The sequence below is a fragment of the Pseudomonas sp. W2Aug9 genome, assembly GCF_023127755.1.
Lineage (GTDB): Bacteria > Pseudomonadota > Gammaproteobacteria > Pseudomonadales > Pseudomonadaceae > Aquipseudomonas > Aquipseudomonas synxantha_A.
Genome location: NZ_SPKL01000020.1, coordinates 68,354 through 92,942, shown reverse-complemented (window position 1 = coordinate 92,942; position 24,589 = coordinate 68,354). Strand labels below are relative to the sequence as shown.

Here is a 24,589-nt window from a genome sequence, read left to right as displayed (position 1 = left end):
AGTCACTCGGCCAGGATTTGTCGAGTCAGTGTCTGGATCAGCTCGGCTTCTTCAATCGCAAGCAGGGCCTGCTGGCTATCGGTTTGCTCCTTGTAGGCCGCTTTCGACAGTAAACCGGCGGTAAGACTATCGCGTAGTGCCTCAAGTCGTTCCTGAAAGGGCTGACGCTGCGCTTCGAATTGCGCCTGGTATTTGTTGGTTATATAGACCTGCCAGAACTCTCTGGAAAGTAGCGCCTGGAATTCCTCGGGTGAATTATCCAGCGCCACTATTTTTTCATAGGCGCTGTCTAGCATACCCTGTGTGACTCCACCCATATGGGTGTATGCCGTCCGCTGAGGCTGCCCGGGCAGTTGGAGGCGGTCTTTAAGGCCGTAGCGATAAGCCAGTCTGATCTCGACCTCCTCGCCCAGGCGCAGGCGATGCGGGCGCTTCGCTTCTTCCGATACCGTCGGATCGTTGACAATCGTTTCGCTGCGCAGGATGTCGGCTGAGGCGATTTTGTCCACTTCATGCAATCGGAACAGGCTTCTGGACAATGCCGATAACGGCTTGCCTTGTGACTGATCCATCGCCTGACTTTGGGCCCTGTATACCAGGACTGCGGTTTCCAGGTTGCCGAACGAGAAGGCCGCTCGGTCGCAGCACGCAGGTTCGCCGGCTCGATCGAAGATTTCTTTGCGCAACTGTTCGGACTCCGAACTGTTTTCGGTAATAGCGTCGATCAACTCCCAGACTCTTCGCCGATGATCCTCCTGGCCCGTACCCAGTTGCTCTAGACGCTTGAGCAGGTCGAAGAAGGGATCCGCCCCCTGCTGTTCGCGTAGCGTAGTCCATTGCGATCGCCTGGCCGAAACCTGAGCTGAGTCCAATCCCTTGGTCAAGCGTCGAAACGACTCGTCGCCCCGATTTCTAAAGGGTGCTGGCGGTCTGTTTAGCGTGGATGTGACCACTAAACGGTTTGGCTGCCCCACTTCGGCGAGTCCGGCTGTGATCAACCGGGCTGCGTAACGCCTGACCCGTGCCAACGTTTGATCGGACAACGGATTACCGGTGACAGAGGTCAAGTTATTGAGCCGTGCCGAACGGGGCAGGAGCGCGTCTGTAGGCGCGATGACGGAGTCAGGAATCTCTGTTATCTGATTGGCACTCAGGTCGATCGTGTCCAGTAGCGGTTGCTCTGCCAGGCCGGTCGGCCATGTCTCAATGCCTGTACCCGACAGATCAATCGAGCGGATGTCGGGCATCTGGCTGAAGTCGGGTGTCACGCCTAGTTGTTGGTTTCCCTGTAATACGAGGCCTCTGAGCGTGACGCGTTCCGCCAGGATGCGGGCGGTGTCCGGGGTCAGGCGAATCCGGTTGTTCTGCAGATATAAACGGGTGAGCCCATGCATTTCGCCCAAGGCTGGAGGAAGGTCCCTGAGCTGATTGTCTGCCAGGTCGAGCCAGCGTACGTGTCGGTATCGTGTCAGGAAGCTTTCTGGAGAAACGCTTAGGTACATGTTGTTCAGTTTGAGTGAGCCTACGTGGCTGAAGTCCACGTCCAGGTCCGGCAGACTCGGCAGCCTCAGGCCACTGAGATCGAGTTCCAGGCCAATCGGCGTGCCATCCTTGGCCAGCATCTGCGGTGTTTCCTGTCTCCAGCAACTCAAAATGCGTTCCAGGGCGATGTTACGATCGTCCCAAGTCACTGCATTGGTTGCGAGTTGGCCAGAGCGAACATAACCCTGGCGGCGAACACCGCCTGAAAACGCCCAGGCGTCCAGTTGGGTTTGGAGCTTATGGAACTCAAGTTCGAGTCTGTCCAACTCTGCCGCCACTGTTCCTTTGGGCAAGCTCCAAAGAAACTCCCTAGCCTGCTTGAGGGTCTTGCCCGGATATAGCCGCTGATACCTTTCTATCCTGGGGTTACCCGAGTCAAACGCGCTGTCAATTGCGTCTTTGATCAGGTCCGGATGGTTTTCATGCAGATTGCGCCAGTAGCTTTCGAATTTTCTCCAGTATTGAGAGGGAAAGTCATTGCCTTGTAGCTGGGTGACGTTATTGATCCGGACGATGGTTTCCAGCTGGTCGGCCGGCGGTTTCAGGTAGGTTTCGGGAACTGCACGCAGTTTGTTATTGAGCAAGTTGAGGCTTTTCAGGTTGGTCTGACTCAGTAGGCCGGTGGGCCACTGATCGATCTTTGTACTGCTGAGGTCCAATGTTTGCAGTTTCGACATACCGCTGAAGTCGGGCGTTATCCCCAGCGGGTTTTCCGATAGATCGATATGTTCAAGCTGGGTAAGGCCGGCCAATTTTTCAGCACTGGGTACATCCAGCCTGATCTGGTTCGAACTCAAGTTCAGCGTGGTCAATTGACTCATGTTGCCGATCGCGGTGGGGAGTTTGTCGAGCTTGGAGTGTGTGATGCTCAGTCGCTCCAGGTTGGAGAAATTTCCCATGAACGTATCCGTCGCATCCGACCAGTTAATCGACACAAGATCCAACTCCCGCACATGGCTGAAGTCGGCTTTCAACCCGGGAAGCGCGGAGGTGCCCGACGGCATTGTGAATGATGTCCCGGTCTCACGACGCCAGCAGCGCTTGATCTCATCGGTAGCAAGCTTGGCCCAGCTTGTAGATTCGGAAGCGTTTGCATGTCGCCATGCCTTCAACTCCCTGCTGAGGTTTCTGTACTCGGCTTCTCGTCTATCCAGCCCGCCAGCAATGTCATTGCCAAGAGACTGGATAAACGCGTTGATCTGTCCTTCGTCAAATGACGGGAACAAGCTGTGTACCCGACGCTGCGGGCTGCGCAGTTGATTTAAGGCTGCGCTGGCACTGTCGGCCACTTGCCGGAAGAACGACCAGTCATGTCTCTCGCCTCGTACGCCCCCCGGTGCGCCGACGATAGCGCTGACCCAGACATTGGCGGCGTTGCGCCTGATGGCGTGGCTTGCACCGAGGCGACTGCTGTTGTAGACGTTAGCCGCGTCCATCGCCACGGGATCGCCAGGTTTGACGATGCGCCAGACTTTGCCCGCCGCCGAGGAAGCATCGCGGTCGAGCATGACTTGATAGGTGCCGCCGTCGATCGTCACGTATTGACGCCCGCTCAGGGCATGGACGCCGTCTGCATCGGCATTGTCCGGCACCTGCTTGTGGAGTATCCGCAAACCACTGATGCTCTGGTTCGATAGCGGCGACTCCCGCGATTGTGTGAGGAATTCTGGCAGGTACGCTTGCTGTACGCGCGCTTGCTCAAGCACGTCCTGAGCCAGCACGGCGGTGTCGTGGCGCCCAAGGCCCAGCTCATTGCGTTGGGTTTCGGTGAGAGTGCGCAAGGTGGCACCGAGTAAGCTGTTTTCCCCGACGGCCGCCGTTTTCAGATCGCCACTGTCCGGTCGGTAGCCAGCATATTCAGTGCCGGACTTGACCAACATGAGGAAGCCGTCTGCGTCTTCGCTCCCATAGGTGTCCAGCAGGGATCCTCGACGGATGGTCCGCCCGGTCTGATCGGTAGAGCCTTGATACACCTGCACGCCGACATCGCTTGGCCAACCTGGCAAGAGCGTCAGCAGGTTGCAGAACAGGGCTTCACTGTGCGCGTTGAGGCCGAGGCCGCTTGGGTCCGAAAGTGCGTTGAGCGCCTCGGTGATGATGCTTTGTTGAAGACTTTTGTGAATGGCCTCGCGTACCGGAGCTTCCAGGAAGGAGTACAGGCCGACGTCGCGTAATGAGGGATGACGACGCAGCAAGTCTGCAGCCATTGCCCGTGAAAGGTCCGGAAAGCGACGCCGCAACAGGCCGATTGCCAGGTCATCACTGGTGGGCTGGCCGGACAGCGCCGTGGGTGCAAACCGAGCTGCTGAATTTTTTGCATTCAGGTGGTCGCGCGGTTGGCCGTCGCGTAACGCCTCATACACAGCGGCTTGATGTGCTTGAAGGTGTGTCGCTATTTTTTTTCTCAGCTCAAGCAATCGGCTCGCCAGGTGTTGGTCTTCACTGCTGTGGCCTGTCTTACCCAACCTGCTATTGGGGACGAGCCGTTCATGTTCCTGCAATACCTGTTGCATGAGCGAGCCCACCGGCGAGCCAAATGCCAGTGCCAGGTAACGATCGCGGCCGTCCTGGCGTAGTTCGATTGTGGCCAAGGGCTGTGTGTTGCCCGCGAGCACCGGTGCGTGGCTGGACAGCAAGGTTTTGCCGTCAGGGGCATACAGTTTGATCGTGCAGGTGCCCAGGTCGGCCAGTAGCGCAGGCATGACCTGATCGGCAATGGGCGGCAGCGGGCCATCGCTCTGCCTGAGCGCCGCTTGTAACTGGGTGAGCCCTTCGCGCAGTTGCTGATTCTCTATGGCCTGCGTCAGTGCGACGGGCGCGCGCCGGCGATCGAACCAGATATCCAGCAGATCCTGGCGATCCACCCGCGCGACATCCAGCGAGCGCTTACAAGCTGTCGGGCTCAGCGGCAGCTCGCTGGGCGAGATCATGTGCTGCAACAGTTGGGCTTCGTTCAGCGCACGGGTATCGATCGGGTCGAGTGTCCAGCGGTCATGCTTGGCTGAATAGGTAACGTAGGGCTGAATGCTTGAAGAACCGTGCATGTCCAGTTGATAGCGCCCGGAGATTTTTTCGAGGGTGACCTGGGCGAATCTGGTTTGGTTGTCGACCTGTAGCTTGATGTAGCTTCGGTTGTCCTTTTCAAACAGGCCTTGAGGGTTTTGTTCAACTCCCGACAGGTAGTTGGGGTCGATTTGTGTGTAGTCGTTGATGAACCACAACCCAGGCTTGCCGTTCGTGCCAAGAGCATAGTTGGGGTTACCCAGCGCGTTCATCAACTGACGGGTGCGGCGTGCAGACAACTTGGCTGCCGCCCCCTGCAAGCGCAGCCCCACCAGCAGGTCAAGGATGTCGCCGACAGCTTGCACCAGCTCGGCCTGCTGGCCTCGGCGCAGCGCCGCAATGGCAGACCAGGTCTGATAGACGAGGGCGCCCAGCATTGCGACCAACATGATTTTGCCCAAGCCCGTCACACCGCCGGGGAGGGGGATCAGCAGCATCGACAAGGTTTCGCTGACCAGATAGGTGGCCAACGCAACGGCGGCCTCCTGGTCGGCGAGTTTATCGGTGCGGGCCAGTCGGATAAGGTCCGATTGTATAGGCCACGCCTGGTGGATCGGCAAGGTGTGGGCGAGGCAACGGATGTCCGTGCCGATTTTTTCCACCGCCAGTTTTTGTCTGTTTGGGGTCTTGCTGGCGAACAGGTCATACAGAATTTTGGCATGCCAGGCGAGCTCGTCCCGGTTGACCTTCAGCGGTTTGATAAAGGCTCGCAGCTTTTCCTGATTGTTCAGGGAGATGGCCTTCATGAACCAACTGAAGTGTGCCAGCCCCACGTCGTTGCGGATCTGGTCCTGCAGCGAGTCCACGGCTTCTTGCCTGGAGGCATGTCGGCGTAACGCGCCATTGGGGCGGTCCGGGAAGTAGCTGTAGACGCAAGAGCCGTCGGGCGTGTCAAAGCGACGAGTAAAGAACGGCAGGGCAATCTTTTCGCCGCCGGCGTCCAGTTGGTAGAGGTCCCAATACACGCTGGTGTCGAACAGCCAGTCTTTAAGTTCATTGAATTCCCATTCGCTGATACTCCAGGACTCATTGGTGCGGTAGGCGTCCCTCAATGCGACCAGCAGCTTGGTGCTTTGCAGGCCGAATAGCGGATTGGACAGACGCTTCTTGAACTCTTTTTCGATGTAGTCGCTGATGCGCGTGCCGATGTCCACGCTCCTTGCGACGGCCACGAAGGCTTTGACGCTGATGACGTCGCCGCTGATAGAGCTGGCGCGTTGTTCTTCGGTGGAGAAATACGCAGTAAACCCGAAGTTGCGATACGCCGCCTCCAGCAAGGTGATCGAGCGTTCGTACTCACGTATGCCCAGGTCCTCTTTGTAGATGCGCACGTTGTTGCCCAGGCGGTCGTTGGCGGGGAGGTCATCCTGGGAGGCCGGTAGCTGCCGGATCCGCGTCTTCAGGTAAGTGGTACGCGAGTTGATGACCGTGCCGGTTTTGCTCTTCAGCGCGCTGTCGAGAGCGTCGACCATTTGCTGGCTCAAGTCGTTGTAAAGATCTGTGAGGGCGTTGCCGAGGGTTTGCTCGCGCTCCACCAGATCCTTGCTCAGACGCAGGTATTCTTTTTGCTCGTCCACGCCCATTTTGCCCATGAAGGCATTTACGTTTTCCTGTATCAGTTGAAAGATCTGTTGTTCGGCCCAGCTTTCGTGGGTGAGTAATGCAGGTTGCTCTGCATCAAAGGTGACTGAGTTGGTCATGGTGTGTGCTCGGGAAGAGAGCGCTTGGCACAGCAGCGTGGCAGGCGCTCTGTTGGAAAGATTGAGCGACATTAGGGCCGGCAGTACCAGAAGAAGAGGTGCATAAAGCTGTGCGCTGAAAACGCCTGGTAGTTGCACCCTCAATGACGACGCGTGATCAGCGCGCCTATGTGGGCCTCGCCCCCCCAGCAAAACCGGGCTATAAGCACCGTCGGGCGCGGTGTGGCTAAAAGCCGACCATTGCCGTCGGAATTGGTCAAAATTTGTGCTATATTCCGCGCCCGCGATTTTTCATCTCAACACCGGTCACCGTCATGCAAACAGCCAAGCCGTTATTTGACTATCCCAAGTACTGGGCCGAATGTTTCGGTCCTGCGCCATTCCTGCCGATGAGCAGGGAGGAGATGGATCAGCTTGGCTGGGATTCCTGCGACATCATCATCGTCACCGGTGATGCGTATGTGGATCACCCATCGTTCGGCATGGCGATCATCGGCCGGCTGCTGGAGTCCCAGGGCTTTCGCGTCGGGATCATCGCCCAGCCGAACTGGCAGTCCAAAGACGACTTCATGAAGCTCGGCGAGCCGAACCTGTTCTTCGGCGTCGCGGCCGGCAACATGGACTCGATGATCAACCGCTACACCGCCGACAAGAAAATCCGCTCCGACGACGCCTACACCCCAGGCGGCATGGCCGGCAAACGCCCGGACCGCGCCAGCCTGGTGTACAGCCAGCGCTGCAAGGAAGCCTACAAGAACGTGCCGATCGTGCTTGGCGGCATCGAAGCTTCCCTGCGCCGCATCGCCCACTACGACTACTGGCAGGACCGGGTGCGCAACTCGATCCTGATCGACGCTACCGCCGATATCCTGCTGTACGGCAACGCCGAGCGCGCCATTGTCGAAGTCGCCCAGCGCCTGTCGTGGGGCCACAAGATTGAAGACATCACCGACGTGCGCGGCACCGCGTTCATTCGCCGTGATACACCCGCGGGCTGGTACGAAGTGGACTCCACGCGCATCGACCGTCCGGGCAAGGTCGACAAGATCATCAACCCGTACGTGAACACCCAGGACACCCAGGCCTGCGCCATCGAGCAAGAGAAAGGTCCGGTGGATGACCCGGAAGAAGCCAAGGTCGTGCAGATCCTGGCCAGCCCGCGCATGACCCGCGACAAGACTGTGATCCGCCTGCCGTCGGTGGAAAAAGTCCGCGGTGACGCGGTGCTCTACGCCCACGCCAACCGCGTGCTGCACCTGGAAACCAACCCAGGCAACGCCCGCGCCCTGGTGCAGAAGCATGGTGACGTGGACGTTTGGTTCAACCCGCCGCCCATCCCGATGACCACCGAAGAAATGGACTACGTGTTCGGTATGCCTTATGCCCGCGTGCCGCACCCTGCGTATGGCAACGAGAAGATCCCGGCCTACGACATGATTCGCTTCTCGGTAAACATCATGCGTGGCTGCTTCGGCGGCTGCACCTTCTGCTCGATCACCGAGCACGAAGGCCGCATCATCCAGAACCGTTCCGAAGAGTCGATCATTCGCGAAATCGAAGAAATCCGTGACAAGGTGCCGGGCTTCACCGGGGTGATCTCCGATCTCGGCGGGCCTACCGCGAACATGTACCGCATTGCCTGCAAGAGCCCGGAAATCGAATCCGCGTGCCGCAAGCCGTCGTGCGTGTTCCCCGGCATTTGCCCGAACCTGAATACCGACCACTCCTCCTTGATCCAGCTGTACCGCAGCGCCCGTGCATTGCCGGGTGTGAAGAAGATTTTGATTGCTTCCGGCCTGCGCTACGACCTGGCCGTCGAGTCGCCTGAGTACGTGAAAGAGCTGGTGACCCATCACGTGGGTGGCTACCTGAAGATCGCCCCGGAACACACCGAGGAAGGCCCGCTCAACCAGATGATGAAACCGGGCATCGGCAGCTATGACAAGTTCAAGCGCATGTTCGAGAAGTACACCAAGGAAGCGGGCAAGGAGCAGTACCTGATCCCGTACTTCATCGCCGCCCACCCGGGTACCACCGATGAAGACATGATGAACCTGGCCCTGTGGCTCAAGGGCAACGGCTTCCGTGCCGATCAGGTGCAGGCGTTCTACCCGTCGCCGATGGCCACCGCCACCGCGATGTACCACTCGGGCAAGAACCCGCTGCGCAAGGTCACCTACAAGAGCGACGCGGTGACCATCGTCAAGAGCGAAGAGCAGCGCCGTCTGCACAAGGCGTTCCTGCGTTATCACGACCCGAAAGGCTGGCCAATGCTGCGTGAAGCACTGACGCGCATGGGCCGCGCCGACCTGATCGGGCCGGGTAAAGACCAGTTGATCCCGCTGCACCAGCCGGCCACCGACAGCTACCAGAGCGCCCGTCGCAAGAACTCGACGCCGGCCGGCAGCCACAAGGTCGCCAAGGAAACCACCACCAGGATCCTTACCCAGCACACCGGCCTGCCGCCCCGTGGCAGCGACGGCAGCAACCCGTGGGACAAGCGTGAGCAAGCCAAGGCGGCTGCTCAGGCGCGTAACAAGCAGGCCGCCAAAGAGCGTGCCGATGCGGCCAAGGGCAAGGGCGGCAAGCCTGCGCGCAAGCCGGTAGTGCCGCGTTGATCATCGCTTGAATATGCAGAACGCCAGCCTCGTGCTGGCGTTTTGCTTTCTGGTCGAGGGTGAGCCTGTTTGGTAAGGTGGCGTCCATTAGATTGCTATCGCAGGCAAGCCAGCTCCCACACTTGGAATGCATTCCCCTGTGGGAGCTGGCTTGCCTGCGATGAGGCCGGTCTGGGCACTATCAATTTCAAGGAAGAACACTTATGGGCAACCCCTTGCTCAACATCGGCATGGACTCCAACCGCTCCCAGTTCATGGCGCGCCAGCGCATCGAAAGCCAGATCAACCTGCCGCGGCTGTTCGCGGCTATCGACGCAGACCCCGGCATTGTCGGCGCCGGCGTGGTGTACATCGACGCCGACTTCAACGTAATAACCCTGCGCGAATTCAAGCCCATTTGCAGCATCAGGCCCAAGCGCATCATTTTGCGCGAGGCGCAGAAGTACATCTCGCCTGCCCAGTTTGTAGAACAGGTGAAGACCGATCCCCGTGAAGGACGCCTCCAAAAGGAAGCCTTTGATATGGGCCTTTCCTGCGGCGCGGCGGTGATTGGTTGGATCGTGGTGTTCAGCGGCAGCGTCGCGGTACCGTTCACGGCCGGTGCCAGTGCTTTTGTGGTGGGCATTGGCATCACGGCGGCATTGGCCAGCAGCGCTCAATGCGGGTTCGGTGTGGCGCGTACCTATAACGAGATACTCGATCCCGATGCCAACGACCGCATGGACGATGCGCAATGGTATGACGCGGTTTCACCTATTCTGGATGCGGCCTCTTTGGTAGGCATCGGCACGGGGGCCTTTACCACGCTAAGACTGCTCAAGGCCAACAAGGCCGCTGCATTGGGCAAGAGCTGGTATCAGTTGCTCAAAGGCCTGAGCCGCCAGGAGCGCAAGAAGTTGACCAAGGAACTGCTTAGCCTCAAGGATCCAAGCCTGACGCCCAAGTTGCTCAAACTGCAACAGCGCGCCGGTAAGCTGACCAAGAGCTTCAGCAACACTGAAATCCGCCACGCCACCCTGACTCAGTTGAAGGATGCGCTGGGCGGCGTATTGGGTGTCGTCGGCAGCTATCGAACGGGGCATGTCGGTACGGCCAGCACCATAGCGATCGGCTTGTACGAGGACTTGACCGAATGAACGGCGTTCCCGATATGCGCAGTTTTCTTGCCCGTTATTTTCCCGTGTTCATGGGCACCGTCTTCATGGCGATTTTCTCTGGTTCAGTTGCGGTCTCAACGGCAGGGGTGACGTATTTGCGCAGTGTTGAGCCTGCGCTCAAGTCCAGCTGTTCAGGGGCTGCGATCCTGGTGTTGGTGGCGGTGCTGGTATTTGGCAATGTGATGATCGCGCGTGGTTATCCATGGGCGGCGCGCCTGGTGGCGGGTTACCTTGGCACGTGCCTGCTGTTCGTATTACCGATGATTCAATACGACCTCAATCGCCTGGTGTACGGCTCGGCGGTGTTGTTTCCGCTGCTGGGATTGCTGTTGCTCAACAGCAAGCGCCATCGTGAAATGCGCCAGCGGTTACTCGAAATACGCCACCTGCGCCAGGCGGTGATTGCCCAGCGAAAAGCTCGTTGATTGGGTAGATTCACCAGCTGTGGCTGCGCCTTCGCCAGAAAATCAATCCAGTCTCCACCGTTTCAAGGAAGAACACCCATGGGCAATCCCTTGGCCGGCTCGGCATGATCAGGAAGTGCCTGTCGTGCTAAAGCGAAGCTTCTGACATTTTTTGAGGACTGCCACTCTTTAATCTCTGCACTCTTGTGAAAAACCGGAGTAAAGGGATGACTTCCAGCGTGTTGAAAGACGGGTTTCCCAGGGCGCATTTGACGACACGGCAGTGGGTCGAAAGCAGTATTGATCCAGGTAAGTTGTTTGCGGCCATTGATGCTGATCCGGCCGTTGTCGCCGCGAGGGTGGTGTATCTCGATGCTCAGATGCGGGCGATTGTGTCGCGTGAGTCGCAGGTGGCGTTCGAGGCGGTGAATACGGGATTGGCGTGTACGTCGGCGGTGATCAACCATCCGGAAATGCCCCGAAAAATGATCAAGCTCAAACAAATCGCCGCAGAGATGCCAAAGCGTTACACCTCGGCCGAAGTCAGGAATGGAACGATCTTTCAGATGCTTGATGCCCTTGATTCTGCATCGGCGGTTGCTGGGAACTTACGGTCCGGAAATATCCGGCCCATAGCAGTTGGGTTGTATGAGGGGGGCCCAGAATGAGGCTTATCACAAGGAGGTATCTTGTCCCCATCCGCCCTTTTCTGATTCGTAACTTCCCCGTGTTTATTGGCGTAATTCTTTCGGGGCTATTTGGCAGCTCCGCTGTTGTGGTGCTAGTGGAAAACTATTACTTCCCCTTGTTATCGAACGCGGCTGCTGAGATTACCGGTTTGGTGTTGGTCGTTTTTATCACCCACTGCAATTTCATGATTGTCTGTGGGCGTCCTAAGTGGACCTGGGGCATGTATGCCCTTTTTATCGCCTGCCTGTTGGTTGCTGTGCCAGGTTATCATTTTTCGCCGAACTTCCTTTACGCTGAGTGCTTCTTCTGGCCGATCCTCGGCCTGCTACTGCTTCGCAGCAAACGCCATCGGGAAATGCGTGCCGCCTACGTAGAACTTCGCCACATGCGCGCGAAAGTCGTGGCAGCTGTTAAAAAGCGCCGCAAACACGAGTGCGCAATTATCAGAATAAAAAAACCGAGGTGATCCCCCACCTCACCGTCCACCCAATCGCTACCTCTGCACCCACACCCGCCACAAATTTGTGCAACCCTTGCACCACAACCGCAGGCACGGCGCTGTTTTGGTGCTGTACTGCACCGGGCTCCACGATAAAGCGCAATGACGGCCGCTGTGGCATAAGTCTTGCGCGCGTTGTACTCATGCCCAGGCTCGCAGGAGGCCGCCGTGTCGATACATGTCGCGTTGCACCACGTTACGCATTACCGCTACGACCGTGCTGTCGAACTCGGCCCACAAATTGTGCGCTTGCGCCCGGCAGCCCATAGCCGCACGCGGATCCTGTCTTACGCGCTGAAAGTGCTGCCCGAGCAGCATTTCATCAATTGGCAGCAAGACCCCCAGGGCAATTACCTGGCGCGCCTGGTGTTCCCGGAAAAAACCGACCAACTGCGCATCGAAGTCGATCTGGTCGCCGAGATGGCGGTGTTCAATCCGTTCGACTTTTTCCTGGAACCCTACGCCGAAAAAATCCCCTTCAGCTACGCCGCCGATGAGCATCGCGAGCTGGCGCCGTACCTGGAAACCTTGCCGCTGATGCCAAGGTTTGCCGCCTACCTGGCCGGTATTGACCGCACACCCTTGCCCGCGGTGGATTTCCTGGTTGGGCTGAACCAGCGCCTGGCCGCCGATATCGGCTACCTGATCCGCATGGAACCGGGCGTGCAAACCCCGGAATTCACCCTGGAAAACGCTTCCGGCTCCTGCCGCGACTCGGCCTGGCTGTTGGTGCAATTGCTGCGCAATCTTGGCTTGGCGGCGCGATTTGTCTCTGGTTATCTGATTCAGCTCACCGCTGACGTCAAAGCCCTCGACGGCCCCTCCGGCACCGAAGTGGACTTCACCGACCTGCACGCCTGGTGCGAAGTGTATTTGCCCGGCGCTGGCTGGATCGGCCTGGATGCCACCTCCGGTTTATTTGCCGGTGAAGGGCATATCCCATTGGCCTGCAGCCCCGATCCATCGTCTGCCGCACCCATCAGTGGGTTGGTGGAACCGTGCGAATGCGAATTTACCCACGAAATGTCGGTGGAGCGTATATGGGAAGCCCCTCGGGTAACCAAGCCCTACACCGAAGAACAATGGTTGGCGATCCAGGCCCTGGGCCGACAGATTGACGGCGACCTGCTCAAGCATGACGTGCGCCTGACCATGGGCGGCGAGCCAACTTTCGTGTCCATCGACGACCCCGACGGCGCCGAATGGAACACCGCCGCCCTGGGGCCGGACAAGCGTCGCCTGTCCGCCGAGCTGTTCCAGCGCCTGCGCCGGCACTATGCGCCCCAGGGCCTGGTGCATTTCGGCCAGGGCAAGTGGTACCCCGGCGAGCAACTGCCGCGTTGGTCGCTCAATTGCTACTGGCGCCGCGATGGGGTGCCGATCTGGCACAACAGTGCGCTGATCGCCGATGAGCAAGAGGACTATGGGGCTGACGGCGCGATGGCCGGACGTTTCCTGGCCAGCGTCGCCGAGCGTCTGAAGTTGCCGGCGCGCTTTGTGTTCCCTGCCTTTGAGGACAACTTCTACTACCTGTGGCGCGAAGGCACACTGCCGCAAAACGTTAGCGCCCAGGACCCGCGCTTAAGCGACGAACTGGAGCGCGAACGCTTGCGCAAAGTCTTCGTGCAGGGCCTGGACAAGGTCATCGGCCAAGTGCTGCCGTTGGCGCGCACCGCCGCCAATGATCGCTGGCAGAGTGGGCGCTGGTACTTGCGCGATGACCACTGCCGCCTGGTGCCGGGCGATTCGCCGTTGGGTTATCGGCTGCCGTTGGCTTCGCAGCCGTGGGTGACAGCGGCGGAGTATCCGTTCATACACCCGACCGACCCGAACCAGGATCAGCCGCAGCTGCCCACGACCGCGCAGTTGCACAGCCACGACGAGCCGGCCCCAAGTGATGAGCGTGTGCCAAAGGTCGACGAATCCGCCGATTGGCTGACCCGCACTGCGCTGTGCGCTGAAGCGCGGGAAGGACGCCTGTACCTGTTCATGCCGCCGCTGGAACGCGTGGAGGATTATCTGGAGCTGGTGACGGCCATCGAGGCCACCGCCCAGGAACTGCATTGCCCCGTGTTGCTGGAAGGCTACGAGCCACCCGCCGACACACGCCTGAGCAATTTTCGCGTGACGCCGGACCCGGGTGTGATCGAGGTCAACGTGCAGCCATCCGCCACCTGGGATGAGTTGGTGGAACGCACCGAATTTCTTTACGAAGAAGCCCGGCAAACCCGCCTGACCACCGAGAAATTCATGATCGACGGGCGCCACACCGGCACCGGCGGTGGTAACCACTTCGTCCTCGGCGGTGCGACGCCCAAGGACTCACCATTCCTGCGTCGCCCCGATTTGCTGCGCAGTCTGATCAGCTACTGGCATAACCATCCGTCGCTGTCCTACCTGTTCTCCGGCCTGTTTATCGGCCCGACCTCCCAGGCGCCACGGGTGGATGAGGCGCGCAACGATGCGCTGTATGAACTGGAAATCGCCTTCGCGCAGATGCCGGCACCGGGCGAGGAATGCCCGCCGTGGTTGGTGGACCGCCTGTTGCGCAACTTGCTGATCGACGTGACCGGCAACACCCATCGCGCCGAATTTTGTATCGACAAACTCTACTCGCCGGAGGGTGCCACCGGCCGCCTGGGGCTGCTGGAGTTGCGCGCTTTCGAAATGCCACCCCATGCGCGCATGAGCCTGACTCAGCAATTGCTGCTGCGCGCGCTGGTCGCACGGTTCTGGCGCGAACCTTATGCGCCTCCGAAGCTGGCGCGTTGGGGCACCGAACTGCATGACCGCTTTTTGTTGCCGCATTTTATCGAACAGGACTTTGCCGACGTCATTGTCGAGCTCAACGCTGCCGGTTATCCGCTGCGGGCCGAATGGTTTGCCGCGCATCTGGAGTTCCGCTTTCCCAAAGTGGGTGATTACGCCGTCAGCGGTATCGAACTGGAACTGCGCCAGGCCCTGGAGCCTTGGCATGTGCTGGGTGAGGAGGGCGCGGTAGGCGGCACGGTACGTTATGTGGATTCGTCCCTGGAGCGCCTGCAAGTCAAGTTAAGTGGCCTGCCGGCGCAGCGCTATCTACTGACCTGCAACGGCATACCCGTGCCGCTGCAACCGACCGGTCGGGTGGGAGAGTTTGTTGCCGGTGTGCGTTACCGCGCCTGGCAACCGGCCAACTGCCTGCAACCGACCATTGCAGTCCATGCGCCGTTGGTGTTCGACCTGCTCGACACCTGGATGCAGCGCTCGCTGGGTGGCTGCCAATACCATGTGGCGCATCCGGGCGGGCGCAATTACGACAGCTTGCCGGTCAATGCCAATGAGGCAGAGAGCCGGCGGATGGCGCGGTTTTTCCGGTTGGGGCATAGCCCGGGCAAGCTTGTGGTGCCGACTGTAGTGGTGAACGGTGAATTGCCAATGACCCTGGATTTGCGGCGTTTTACAAAAAATAAGGAATGAACATGATCCAAGTGTGGGAGCTGGCTTGCCTGCGATAGCGGTGGTTCAGTCGATAGTTCTGGTGACTGACACACCGCTATCGCAGGCAAGCCAGCTCCCACATTGGATCGTAGTGAATTTGAGTTAACCTGACTTCCCTTGCCTCTGCCGAGCGTTCCATGTCCGACTTGCTCGACCGTTACCCGCTGACCGCGGGCACCTATCACGAACTGCTGGACGCCGGCGGCGCGGTGCGTGCCCATTGGCAGCGCCTGCTCGACCATCTGCAACGCAGTACGCCCGCACAATTGGCCCAGCGCCAGGCGTTGCTGACGCGGCAGATCCAGGAAAACGGCGTGACCTATAACGTCTACGCCGACCCCAAGGGCGCTGATCGCCCGTGGGAGCTGGACCTGCTGCCCCATGTGCTGGCCGCTGATGAGTGGCGGCAGTTGTCGGCCGGTATCGCCCAGCGCGCGCGTCTGCTCAATGCGGTACTCGCCGACCTCTATGGTCCGCAACGCCTGATCAAAGAGGGGCTGTTGCCTGCCGAGCTGGTATTTGGGCATAACAACTTTTTATGGCCATGCCAGGGTATCCAGCCGCCGGACGGTGCTTTTCTGCACCTGTACGCCGTGGATCTGGCGCGTACTCCCGATGGCCGTTGGTGGGTCACCGCCGACCGTACCCAGGCGCCGTCGGGCGCCGGCTACGCCTTGGAAAACCGCACCATTGTGTCTCGCGCCTTCCCGGATCTGTACCGTGATTTGCAGGTGCAGCACCTCACCGGTTTTTTTCGCACCTTGCAGGAAACCCTGGCCCGCCAGGCGCCCGGCGATGACCAGCCGCCACTGATCGTGCTGCTCACGCCGGGGCGTTTCAACGAAAGCTATTTCGAACATCTGTATCTCGCCCGCCAGCTCGGCTACCCACTGGTAGAAGGCGGCGACCTTACCGTGCGCGACAGCACGGTGTTCCTGAAAACCCTCAGCGGTCTGCGCCGGGTCCACGCGATCATGCGACGCCTGGATGACGATTTCTGCGACCCTCTGGAGCTGCGTACCGACTCGGCCCTGGGCGTGCCCGGCCTGCTTGACGCCGTGCGCCAAGGCAATGTGCTGGTGGCCAATGCCTTGGGCAGCGGCGTGCTGGAGTCGCCGGGCTTGTTGGGGTTCCTGCCGAAGATCAACGAGTTCCTGTTCGGTGAAGCGCTGATCCTGCCGTCGATTGCCACCTGGTGGTGCGGCGAGGCACCGGTGCTGGCCGAGGCACTGGAGAAGCTCCCGGAACTGTTGATCAAGCCGGCGTTTCCTTCGCAAAGTTTCGCCCCGGTGTTCGGTCGTGATTTGAATGAACAACAACGCCAGGCCCTGGCCGAGCGGATGCGCGCGCGGCCTTACGCCTATGTCGCCCAGGAGCTGGCGCAGTTGTCCCAGGCGCCGGTGTGGCATACCGAAGAAGATCATCTGCAACACCGCGCCATCGGGATGCGTGTGTACGCGGTAGCCAGCGATGAGGGGTATCGCGTGTTGCCCGGTGGCCTGACCCGTGTGGCCGCCGACGCCGATGCCGAAGTGGTGTCGATGCAACGCGGCGGTGCGAGCAAGGACACATGGGTACTCGGCGAGCGCGCCAGCGCTGGTGAGCAGTGGCGTGCCCAGCGCGCCATTGGCGTGCATGATCTGGTGCGCCGCGACCCGTATCTGCCGTCGCGGGTGGTGGAAAACCTGTTCTGGTTTGGCCGTTATTGCGAACGCTGCGATGACAGTGCGCGCTGGCTGCGCATTGTGCTGGCGCGTTATGTCGACGGCGACGATCCGTTGGCATTGCAGGCGGCGGTCGAACTTGGAGAAAGCCTGCGCCTGTTGCCGGAGGAGGGCGAGCTACCGGAGCGTCTGCTCGCGGCCTTGCTCGGTGATGACTGGCCCTCAAGCCTGCGCGCCAATTTGCAGCGCTTGCAGTGGGCAGCGTCCCAGGTACGCGGCAAGCTGTCGCGGGAAAACTGGCAGGCCCTGGTGGAGCTGCAACGCGAAGCCATGGAGCTGGAAAGCCAGGCCCCGGACTTCGGCGAGCTGCTGGATTTTCTCAACCGTTTGGTGATGTCTTTGGCGGCGCTGTCCGGGTTTGCCCTGGATGATATGACCCGCGATGAAGGCTGGCGCTTTTTGATGATGGGCCGGCGCATTGAGCGTCTGCAATTTCTGAGTACCAGCCTGGCAGCGTTCCTGCGCGGTGTGGCGGTGTTCGATCAGGCGGGGCTGGAGTGGTTGCTGGAGCTGGGCAACAGCAGCATCACCTATCGCTCGCGCTACCTGGCGGTGCCGCAGCTGATCCCGGTGCTCGACCTGTTGTTGCTCGATGAGCAGAATCCCCATGCGGTGCTGTTCCAGCTCAAACTGGTGAGCCGTACCGTGCGTCGCCTCAATGATGATTTTGGGGTGCCCAGGGAAACCGGCCTCGCGCCGTTGGTGGAGCGCCTGGGGCGCTTTGACCTGGGGTGCCTGGAGAACCCGTTGTTTGGCGAGCCCAGCGTGCGTGCCGCGCTGGATGGCCTGGCCGACCTGCTGCAAGCGGTCGCCGATGAGAGCGGGCAAGTGTCGGATCGCCTGGCGCTGCGCCATTTTGCCCATGTGGATGATGTCAGCCAGCAAACGGTGTCGGTGTGATGAGTGCGCGCTATCAGATTTTTCACGATACCCATTACCACTACGACAGCCCGGTGTCCCTGGCCCAGCAGCTGGCGCATTTGTGGCCACGGCCGTGTGCGTGGCAGCGTTGCACCTGGCAAACCCTGGACATCAGCCCGCCGCCCTCTTCACGCCGTGATGAGCTGGACGTGTTTGGCAACCCGATCACGCGCCTGGCGTTCGAGCGTCCTCATGATGAGCTGCTGGTCAATGCCGGGTTGACCGTGGAAGTGCTGGCGCGACCCGCGCTGGATCTGGGGCAATCGCCGGCGTGGGACCGCACCCGTGACAGTTTTACCTACAGCAGCCAGGCGCTGTCGATGGAGGTGATTGAAGCCTGCCGCTATCGCTTCGAATCGCCTTACGTGCATCTGAAAAAAACCTTCGTCGAGTTCTCTGAAAGCTGCTTCCCGCCTGGCGAGCCGTTGTTGGTCGGCGCGCAGGCGTTGATGCAAAAGATTTTCAGCGAATTCACTTTTGATGCCGAAGCCACTCAGGTCGCCACGCCGCTGGTGGAGGTGCTGGAGCGCCGTCGCGGTGTGTGCCAGGACTTCGCCCACCTGATGCTCGCCTGCCTGCGCTCACGGGGCCTGGCGGCGCGCTATATCAGCGGCTACCTGCTGACCCAGCCACCGCCCGGCCAGCCACGGCTGATCGGCGCCGATGCGTCCCATGCGTGGGTCTCGGTGTTCTGCCCGCGGTCGGGCTGGGTGGATTTCGATCCGACCAACAATGTGCAGCCGGCACTGGAGCACATCACTCTGGCCTGGGGCCGGGATTTCTCCGATGTGTCGCCGTTGCGTGGGGTGATTCTGGGAGGAGGGAGCCATGACCCGGAGGTGCGGGTGACGGTGATGCCGCTGGAGTAGCGGTGGGTTGGGGTGAACAGGGAGGGCCTGCTCACCTCAACAAAATTTATTCAGCCGGGTCTTTCGGGGTTTCGGTCTCGTCAGTTGCTGCTTCACCTTCCGCATCCGGGTTCAGCGCGCCGGCTTCTTCGTCTGCAGCGGCTTTCTTGCGTTGCAGCTTTTCCTCTTTCTTCTGTTCCTTTGCCAAGTCTCTCTGACGTTTGGCGAAGGAGTAATTAGGTTTGGCCATGGGCGATCCTCTAGGGTCGAAGGTGAGGGTAGGCGGCGCGCAGCTGCCTTGGGTCGTCATGGTAGCAGCTTCAGGGGGCCCTTTGCTTTCACTTACCGCAGGCGTAGGCGGCCAGCAGGCCGTTGAACAGGTGATTGAGGTGCATGGCATGAACTCCCGTGAGTGATGGGGCGATCATAGGCAGGGTGCGGCAGTTTGGCTGGTTGATTGTGTTGATCAACCTGATAGCCTAAAGTTGTATACAATCTGTTGATGCAGATCATAAGAAACTAAGCCTGCTTGAGGCACCCTTGTCGCAATACGCGTTTTCTAACCCTGCCCTGGAGATTCACATGTTCGCCAAACTCGTTGCTGTTTCCCTGCTGACTCTGGCTAGCGGCCAGTTGCTTGCTGCAGAGTGCAAGGTCACTGTCGACTCCACCGACCAGATGTCTTTCAATACCAAAGAAATCACCATCGACAAGAGCTGCAAGCAGTTCACCGTTGAGCTGACTCACTCGGGCAACCTGCCCAAGAACGTGATGGGGCATAACTGGGTGCTGACCACTGAAGCCAACATGCAGCCTGTGGCTACTGACGGTATGGCTGCAGGTATCGATAAGGATTATCTGAAAGCCGGTGATGAGCGCATCATCGCCCACACCAAGATCATTGGTGCTGGCGAGAAAGACTCGGTGACCTTCGACGTCTCCAAGCTCAAAGCCGATGAGAAGTACAGCTTCTTCTGCTCGTTCCCTGGCCACATCTCGATGATGAAAGGCACTGTGGTTCTGAAGTAAGACCGCGTTATCGTTCATCGCAGGCAAGCCAGCTCCCACATTCGACCGCATTCTCATGTTGGAACTCGGTCAAGTGTGGGAGCTGGCTTGCCTGCGATGGCGGTCTACCTCACGGCGCAAACGGCATCACCCGCTTGTGCTCAGTCTTGCGATACGTCTCGCAGATAATCCTGAACGCTTCCTCACGCACCGGCTCACCGTGCAGGAACGCATCAATCTCTGCATAGGTCACGCCATGTGACGCTTCGTCCGGCTTGCCCGGCGACAAGTCTTCCAGGTCCGCCGTCGGGATCTTTTCTACCAGTGACTCGGGCGCACCAAAATGCCGGGCAATCGCTCGCACCTGGTTTTTCACCAGCCCGCTCAATGGCGCCAGATCGCAGGCACCATCACCGAACTTGGTGAAAAAGCCCATCACCGCTTCCGCCGCATGGTCGGTACCAATGACCAGGCCACTGGCCGCGCCGGCGATGGTGTACTGCGCCACCATGCGCATACGCGCCTTGGTGTTACCCAGTACGAAGTCGCGGGACACCGCCGCCTTGCCTTCAAACGCTGCTACTTCATTGGCCAGGGCTTTGACCGCCGGGCCGATGTTGACGGTGTGGCGCTCGTCCGGCTCGATGAAGTCCACCGAAGCCTGGGCTTCGTGTTCGTCGAACTGGGTTTCATAGGGCAGGCGCACGGCGATAAAACGATAAGCCTCATCGCCAGTGCGGGCGCGCAGTTCCTGCACGGCACGTTGGGCCAACAGGCCTGCGGTCAGGGAGTCGACGCCGCCGCTGATGCCCAGCACCAGGGCCTTGAGCCCGGAATTGCGCAGGCAGTCCTGGATAAAGGCTACGCGCCTGGCGACTTCTGCCTCCAGTGCGGCCTGGTCTTTGAACGGCGCTTGCACCTTGAGCTGCTGCGCAATCTCACGCTGTACGGCTTGCATGCTTCACTCCTTGCTGGATAGGGCAGGTACTTTGAAAACGTGACGCAAATAGGCGACAAAATTCGGGTCGGTGCAATGGGTCTTGCCCGCTTCATCGGAAATCTTGGCGACGGGCTGGCCATTGCAGGCGGTCATTTTAAGCACGATGCTCATCGGTTCCACCCCCGGAATGTCGCAGGTGAGGTTGGTGCCGATACCAAAGCTCACATTGATCCGACCCCGCAATGCGCGGAATATTTCCAACGCCTTGGGCAGCGTCAGACTGTCGGAGAACACCAGGGTCTTGCTCATCGGCTCGATGCCCAGCTTGTGATAGTGAGCGATGGCTTTTTCCGCCCACTGAATCGGATCGCCGGAGTCGTGGCGCAGGCCGTCGAACAGCTTGGCAAAGTACAAGTCGAAGTCACCGAGGAAGGCGTCCGTGGTGATGCAGTCGGTCAAGGCGATGCCCAGCAGGCCACGGTACTCGCGTACCCAGCAATCCAGGGCGGCGATCTGGCTGTCGATCAGGCGCGGGCCCAGTTGCTGGTGGGCCATGATCCATTCATGGGCCATGGTGCCCAACGGTTTCATATCGAACTCGCGGGCCAGGTGCACGTTGCTGGTGCCGACAAAGCGGCCGGGGAAATCGTGCTTGAGCACGCTGACAACCTCTTCCTGCACGCGGTACGAGAAGCGGCGGCGCGTGCCGAAGTCGGCCACTTGCAGTTCCGAAAGTTCATCGCTGGCGGCATTGGCCGTCAGCCAATCGAACTTGCGGTACAGCTGTTCGCGGGCCTGTTCGAGGATCACGGTCTGGTAGCGATAGCGGTTACGCACTTCGCTGACGATGGCCAGCATCGGCACTTCAAACAGGATCACATGCAGCCACGGTCCGCGCAGGCGGATAAACAACTCGCCGTTCTCGATGCCGGTCTGCACATAGCGCAGGTTGAAACGGAACAGCCCGAGGAAGCGCAAAAAATCCGGCTTCATAAAGCTGATGCGTTCCAGAAAACCCAATTGATCGGGGCTCAGGCTCAACTCGGCGAGGCGTTCGATCTGGTAACGGATCTCCGCCAGGTACGGGCGCAGGTCTTCGCTGTTGCGGCAACGGAACTCCCATTCAACTTCCACATTGGGGTAGTTGTGCAGCACCGCCTGCATCATGGTCAGCTTGTAGAAGTCGGTGTCGAGCAGGTTCTGCACGATGCGATCGGCAAACACACTCTCGCTCATAACGGGAATCTCCAGACGGCTCGGCGATGGGCGCCGGCCTTTACGCACAATTAAGGAAGGGGGCTAGTGGCGCATACACCTGTGGGGTTTTGCCAGTGATTTTTTCAGTAAGGCCAGAGGCGCCATCGCAGGCAAGCCAGCTCCCACATTTGAAATGCATTCCAAACGGTGGGAGCTGGCTTGCCTGCGATGGCGATTCTCCAGGCGCTAAAGCACCTGCTCCATCATCCACTTCACAAATTCGCGCACCTTCGGCACCTCCGCCGAATGTTCCGGATAAGCCAGGTAATACGCATCCTGGCTCGGCATCGCATGTTGCCAGGGAATCACCAGCTTGCCCTCGGCCAATTCCTCTTCCACCAGAAAGCGCGGCAACAGCGCCACGCCACAACCCACTTGCGCGGCCCGAATGCACATATAGAAGGTGTCGAACCGCGGCCCGTGGTAGCTGTGCTCGGTGTGGAAGCCCTGGCTGGCGAACCAGTCATGCCAGCCCTGGGGCCGCGAGGCGTTTTGCAGCAACACCAGGTCGCTCAGTTGCGTGGGGTCGGTGAAAGGCTGCGCCGGCAGGCTCTCCGGCGCGCATACCGGCACCAGCTCTTCACTGAAGAGTTTGAGGCTTTCGGTACCCGGGCGTGCGCCCTGGCCGAAATAGAACGCCATGTCAGCCTTGCCTTGCAGCAGCTCGTCCGGCTGCTGTTCGTTGCACAGGTCCAGGTGGATCTGCGGGTGACGCAGGCGCCAACCCTTGAGGCGCGGCACCAGCCAGCGCGCGCCGAAGGTATAGGGCGTGGACACGCGCAGCACCTCGGTCTCGCCGCCGTAGGAGCGCAGGTAATGGGTAGACATCTCCACCTGGGTGAGGATCTTGCGCACTTCCACCAGGTACAGATCGCCCGCCGGGGTCATCTGCAAGCGGCGGCGTACCCGGCGAAACAGCAGGTGCTGCAACAACTCTTCCAACTGCGCCACCTGTTTGCTCACGGCGCTTTGTGTGAGGTTCAGCTCTTCGGCGGCGCGGGTGAAGCTCAGGTGGCGGGTGGCGGCTTCGAAGCACTGCAGAGCGGTGATCGACGGCAAATGTCTTTTGTTCAGCACGGCTTGCCTCTTTTTATTCTTTGCATGAATAAACGGAATGATATCTCGCCTAATCGTCGTTTGTTGGCAAGTCTTGGGCCAGCTACAAATAGGGCCAGGATCGCCGTGCGTATTGCGGCGCGAATTTTTGTATGCAGATTGAAGGAGTGACCCATGGTTGCCGCATTGCTTGATCGTCTCGGGGTAAACCCGGCGCTGTACCAGGCGGGCAAACAGCCCGTGCATTCGCCGATTGATGGCAGCCGTATCGGCAGTGTGCACTGGGAAGGCGCCGCCGAGGTGGAGCAACAGGTCAGTCGTGCCGAGCATGCATTTGAGGCGTGGCGCAAAGTGCCGGCGCCGCGGCGTGGCGAGCTCGTGCGCCAGTTTGGCGATGTACTGCGCCAATACAAGGCCGACCTGGGCGAACTGGTCTCCTGGGAAGCCGGCAAGATCACCCAGGAAGGCTTGGGTGAAGTCCAGGAAATGATCGACATCTGCGACTTCGCCGTGGGCCTGTCCCGACAGTTGTACGGCTTGACCATCGCCTCCGAGCGCCCAGGCCACCATATGCGTGAAACCTGGCACCCGCTGGGCGTGGTCGGGGTGATCAGCGCCTTCAACTTCCCGGTGGCCGTATGGGCCTGGAACACCGCGCTGGCATTGGTGTGCGGCAACGCAGTGATCTGGAAACCCTCTGAAAAGACCCCGCTCACCGCCCTGGCGTGCCAGGCGCTGTTCGAGCGCGTATTGAGCAAGTTTGACGATGCTCCCGAGTACTTGAGCCAGGTGATCATCGGCGGCCGCGATGCCGGCGCCGCGCTGGTGGACGACCCGCGTGTGGCCCTGATCAGTGCCACCGGCAGTACGCGCATGGGCCGCGAAGTGGCGCCGAAAGTCGCGGCGCGCTTCGCCCGTAGCATTCTTGAGCTGGGTGGCAACAACGCGATGATCCTCGGCCCAAGCGCCGATCTGGACATGGCCGTGCGCGCCATCCTGTTCAGCGCCGTCGGCACTGCCGGCCAACGCTGCACCACCTTGCGCCGGCTGATCGCCCATGAATCGGTCAAGGAGGACATCGTCACCCGCCTCAAGGCTGCCTACTCCAAGGTGCGCATCGGCCACCCGCTGGAAGGCAACCTGATCGGCCCGCTGATCGACAAGCAGGGTTTTGACAACATGCAGGACGCCCTGGAGCAAGCCTTGAGCGAAGGCGGCAAGGTGTTCGGCGGCAAGCGCCAACTGCAAGACACATTCCCCAACGCTTACTACGTCTCGCCGGCAATTGTGGAAATGCCCGAGCAAAGCGACGTGGTGTGTACGGAAACCTTCGCGCCGATTCTCTACGTGGTCGGCTACACCGACTTCGCCGAAGCCCTGCGCTTGAACAACGCGGTGCCACAGGGGCTGTCGTCATGCATCTTCACCACGGATGTGCGTGAAGCCGAGCAATTCATGTCGGCGGTGGGCAGTGATTGCGGGATTGCCAACGTCAATATCGGCCCTAGCGGCGCGGAGATCGGGGGGGCCTTTGGCGGTGAAAAAGAGACTGGCGGCGGGCGAGAGTCGGGGTCGGATGCGTGGCGCGGGTATATGCGCCGCCAGACCAATACCGTGAACTACTCGCTGGAATTGCCTCTGGCCCAAGGCATTACCTTCGACTGAGCCCTCGCGTCGAAGTG

General features: G+C 60.0%; 15 protein-coding genes. 10 read left to right on the top strand and 5 right to left on the bottom strand.

Annotated elements, in window-relative coordinates:
• Positions 1-2: 2 nt before the first annotated feature.
• A complete protein-coding gene (locus E3O56_RS14115) occupies positions 3-6,305 on the bottom strand; it encodes an NEL-type E3 ubiquitin ligase domain-containing protein (RefSeq protein WP_248128443.1) in 6,303 nt (2,100 codons plus the stop codon).
• Positions 6,306-6,619: 314 nt separating this feature from the next.
• Here E3O56_RS14115 and E3O56_RS14110 point away from each other — a divergent pair, with 314 nt between their 5' ends.
• From E3O56_RS14110 to E3O56_RS14075, 8 genes are all read left to right on the top strand, one after another.
• On the top strand, positions 6,620-8,923 hold the full coding sequence (locus E3O56_RS14110; protein ID WP_005784258.1) for a YgiQ family radical SAM protein: 2,304 nt from the start codon (positions 6,620-6,622) through the stop codon (positions 8,921-8,923).
• A 203-nt stretch (positions 8,924-9,126) separates the two neighbouring features.
• Positions 9,127-10,059 (top strand): NAD synthetase, encoded by a 933-nt coding sequence (locus tag E3O56_RS14105; protein ID WP_103733906.1) that lies wholly within the window; start codon positions 9,127-9,129, stop codon positions 10,057-10,059.
• Positions 10,056-10,505, top strand: a complete 450-nt coding sequence (locus tag E3O56_RS14100; RefSeq protein ID WP_103733905.1) for a hypothetical protein — start codon at positions 10,056-10,058, stop codon at positions 10,503-10,505. Before E3O56_RS14105 ends, E3O56_RS14100 begins: the two co-directional genes overlap by 4 nt.
• Positions 10,506-10,711: 206 nt before the next feature.
• Complete coding sequence (locus E3O56_RS14095; protein WP_248128442.1) at positions 10,712-11,152, top strand: hypothetical protein; 441 nt, start codon at positions 10,712-10,714, stop codon at positions 11,150-11,152.
• Entirely contained in the window at positions 11,149-11,640 is a 492-nt protein-coding gene (locus tag E3O56_RS14090) for a hypothetical protein (RefSeq protein WP_103733903.1), read from the top strand. The genes E3O56_RS14095 and E3O56_RS14090 overlap by 4 nt, the downstream gene beginning before the upstream one ends.
• Before the next feature lie 201 nt (positions 11,641-11,841).
• Complete coding sequence (locus tag E3O56_RS14085; protein WP_248128441.1) at positions 11,842-15,132, top strand: transglutaminase family protein; 3,291 nt, start codon at positions 11,842-11,844, stop codon at positions 15,130-15,132.
• A 158-nt stretch (positions 15,133-15,290) separates the two neighbouring features.
• Positions 15,291-17,777: a circularly permuted type 2 ATP-grasp protein gene (locus E3O56_RS14080; RefSeq protein ID WP_032878180.1), complete on the top strand. Its 2,487-nt coding sequence runs from the start codon at positions 15,291-15,293 to the stop codon at positions 17,775-17,777.
• Complete coding sequence (locus E3O56_RS14075) at positions 17,777-18,667, top strand: transglutaminase family protein (protein WP_223018753.1); 891 nt, start codon at positions 17,777-17,779, stop codon at positions 18,665-18,667. Before E3O56_RS14080 ends, E3O56_RS14075 begins: the two co-directional genes overlap by 1 nt.
• A gap of 46 nt (positions 18,668-18,713) precedes the next feature.
• Here the strand turns inward: E3O56_RS14075 and E3O56_RS14070 are convergent, their stop codons facing one another.
• Entirely contained in the window at positions 18,714-18,896 is a 183-nt protein-coding gene (locus tag E3O56_RS14070; RefSeq protein ID WP_005784271.1) for a hypothetical protein, read from the bottom strand.
• 332 nt (positions 18,897-19,228) lie between these two features.
• On the opposite strand from E3O56_RS14070, the gene azu reads away from it, so the two are divergent.
• Entirely contained in the window at positions 19,229-19,675 is a 447-nt protein-coding gene (azu, locus tag E3O56_RS14065) for an azurin (RefSeq protein ID WP_122732382.1), read from the top strand.
• Between the two features lie 109 nt (positions 19,676-19,784).
• Here the strand turns inward: azu and nadE are convergent, their stop codons facing one another.
• From nadE to E3O56_RS14050, 3 genes are all read right to left on the bottom strand, one after another.
• A complete protein-coding gene (gene nadE / locus E3O56_RS14060) occupies positions 19,785-20,612 on the bottom strand; it encodes an ammonia-dependent NAD(+) synthetase (protein ID WP_248128440.1) in 828 nt (275 codons plus the stop codon).
• A 3-nt stretch (positions 20,613-20,615) separates the two neighbouring features.
• Positions 20,616-21,830 carry a nicotinate phosphoribosyltransferase gene (pncB, locus tag E3O56_RS14055; protein WP_005784275.1) on the bottom strand — a complete coding sequence of 405 codons (1,215 nt, stop codon included), beginning with the start codon at positions 21,828-21,830 and terminating at the stop codon, positions 20,616-20,618.
• Between the two features lie 207 nt (positions 21,831-22,037).
• Positions 22,038-22,928 (bottom strand): LysR family transcriptional regulator, encoded by an 891-nt coding sequence (locus tag E3O56_RS14050; RefSeq protein WP_005784277.1) that lies wholly within the window; start codon positions 22,926-22,928, stop codon positions 22,038-22,040.
• A 153-nt stretch (positions 22,929-23,081) separates the two neighbouring features.
• Between E3O56_RS14050 and E3O56_RS14045 the strand changes: the two genes are divergently transcribed.
• A complete protein-coding gene (locus E3O56_RS14045) occupies positions 23,082-24,572 on the top strand; it encodes an aldehyde dehydrogenase family protein (RefSeq protein ID WP_032878171.1) in 1,491 nt (496 codons plus the stop codon).
• Positions 24,573-24,589 lie beyond the last annotated feature (17 nt).

Excerpts from the sequence above, each read along its gene's own strand:
- E3O56_RS14115 (WP_248128443.1), bottom strand. The coding sequence starts at position 6,305 with ATGACCAACTCAGTCACCTTTGATGCAGAGCAACCTGCATTACTCACC.
- E3O56_RS14110 (WP_005784258.1), top strand. The coding sequence starts at position 6,620 with ATGCAAACAGCCAAGCCGTTATTTGACTATCCCAAGTACTGGGCCGAA.
- E3O56_RS14105 (WP_103733906.1), top strand. The coding sequence starts at position 9,127 with ATGGGCAACCCCTTGCTCAACATCGGCATGGACTCCAACCGCTCCCAG.
- E3O56_RS14100 (WP_103733905.1), top strand. The coding sequence starts at position 10,056 with ATGAACGGCGTTCCCGATATGCGCAGTTTTCTTGCCCGTTATTTTCCC.
- E3O56_RS14095 (WP_248128442.1), top strand. The coding sequence starts at position 10,712 with ATGACTTCCAGCGTGTTGAAAGACGGGTTTCCCAGGGCGCATTTGACG.
- E3O56_RS14090 (WP_103733903.1), top strand. The coding sequence starts at position 11,149 with ATGAGGCTTATCACAAGGAGGTATCTTGTCCCCATCCGCCCTTTTCTG.
- E3O56_RS14080 (WP_032878180.1), top strand. The coding sequence starts at position 15,291 with ATGTCCGACTTGCTCGACCGTTACCCGCTGACCGCGGGCACCTATCAC.
- E3O56_RS14075 (WP_223018753.1), top strand. The coding sequence starts at position 17,777 with ATGAGTGCGCGCTATCAGATTTTTCACGATACCCATTACCACTACGAC.
- E3O56_RS14070 (WP_005784271.1), bottom strand. The coding sequence starts at position 18,896 with ATGGCCAAACCTAATTACTCCTTCGCCAAACGTCAGAGAGACTTGGCA.
- azu (WP_122732382.1), top strand. The coding sequence starts at position 19,229 with ATGTTCGCCAAACTCGTTGCTGTTTCCCTGCTGACTCTGGCTAGCGGC.
- nadE (WP_248128440.1), bottom strand. The coding sequence starts at position 20,612 with ATGCAAGCCGTACAGCGTGAGATTGCGCAGCAGCTCAAGGTGCAAGCG.
- pncB (WP_005784275.1), bottom strand. The coding sequence starts at position 21,830 with ATGAGCGAGAGTGTGTTTGCCGATCGCATCGTGCAGAACCTGCTCGAC.
- E3O56_RS14045 (WP_032878171.1), top strand. The coding sequence starts at position 23,082 with ATGGTTGCCGCATTGCTTGATCGTCTCGGGGTAAACCCGGCGCTGTAC.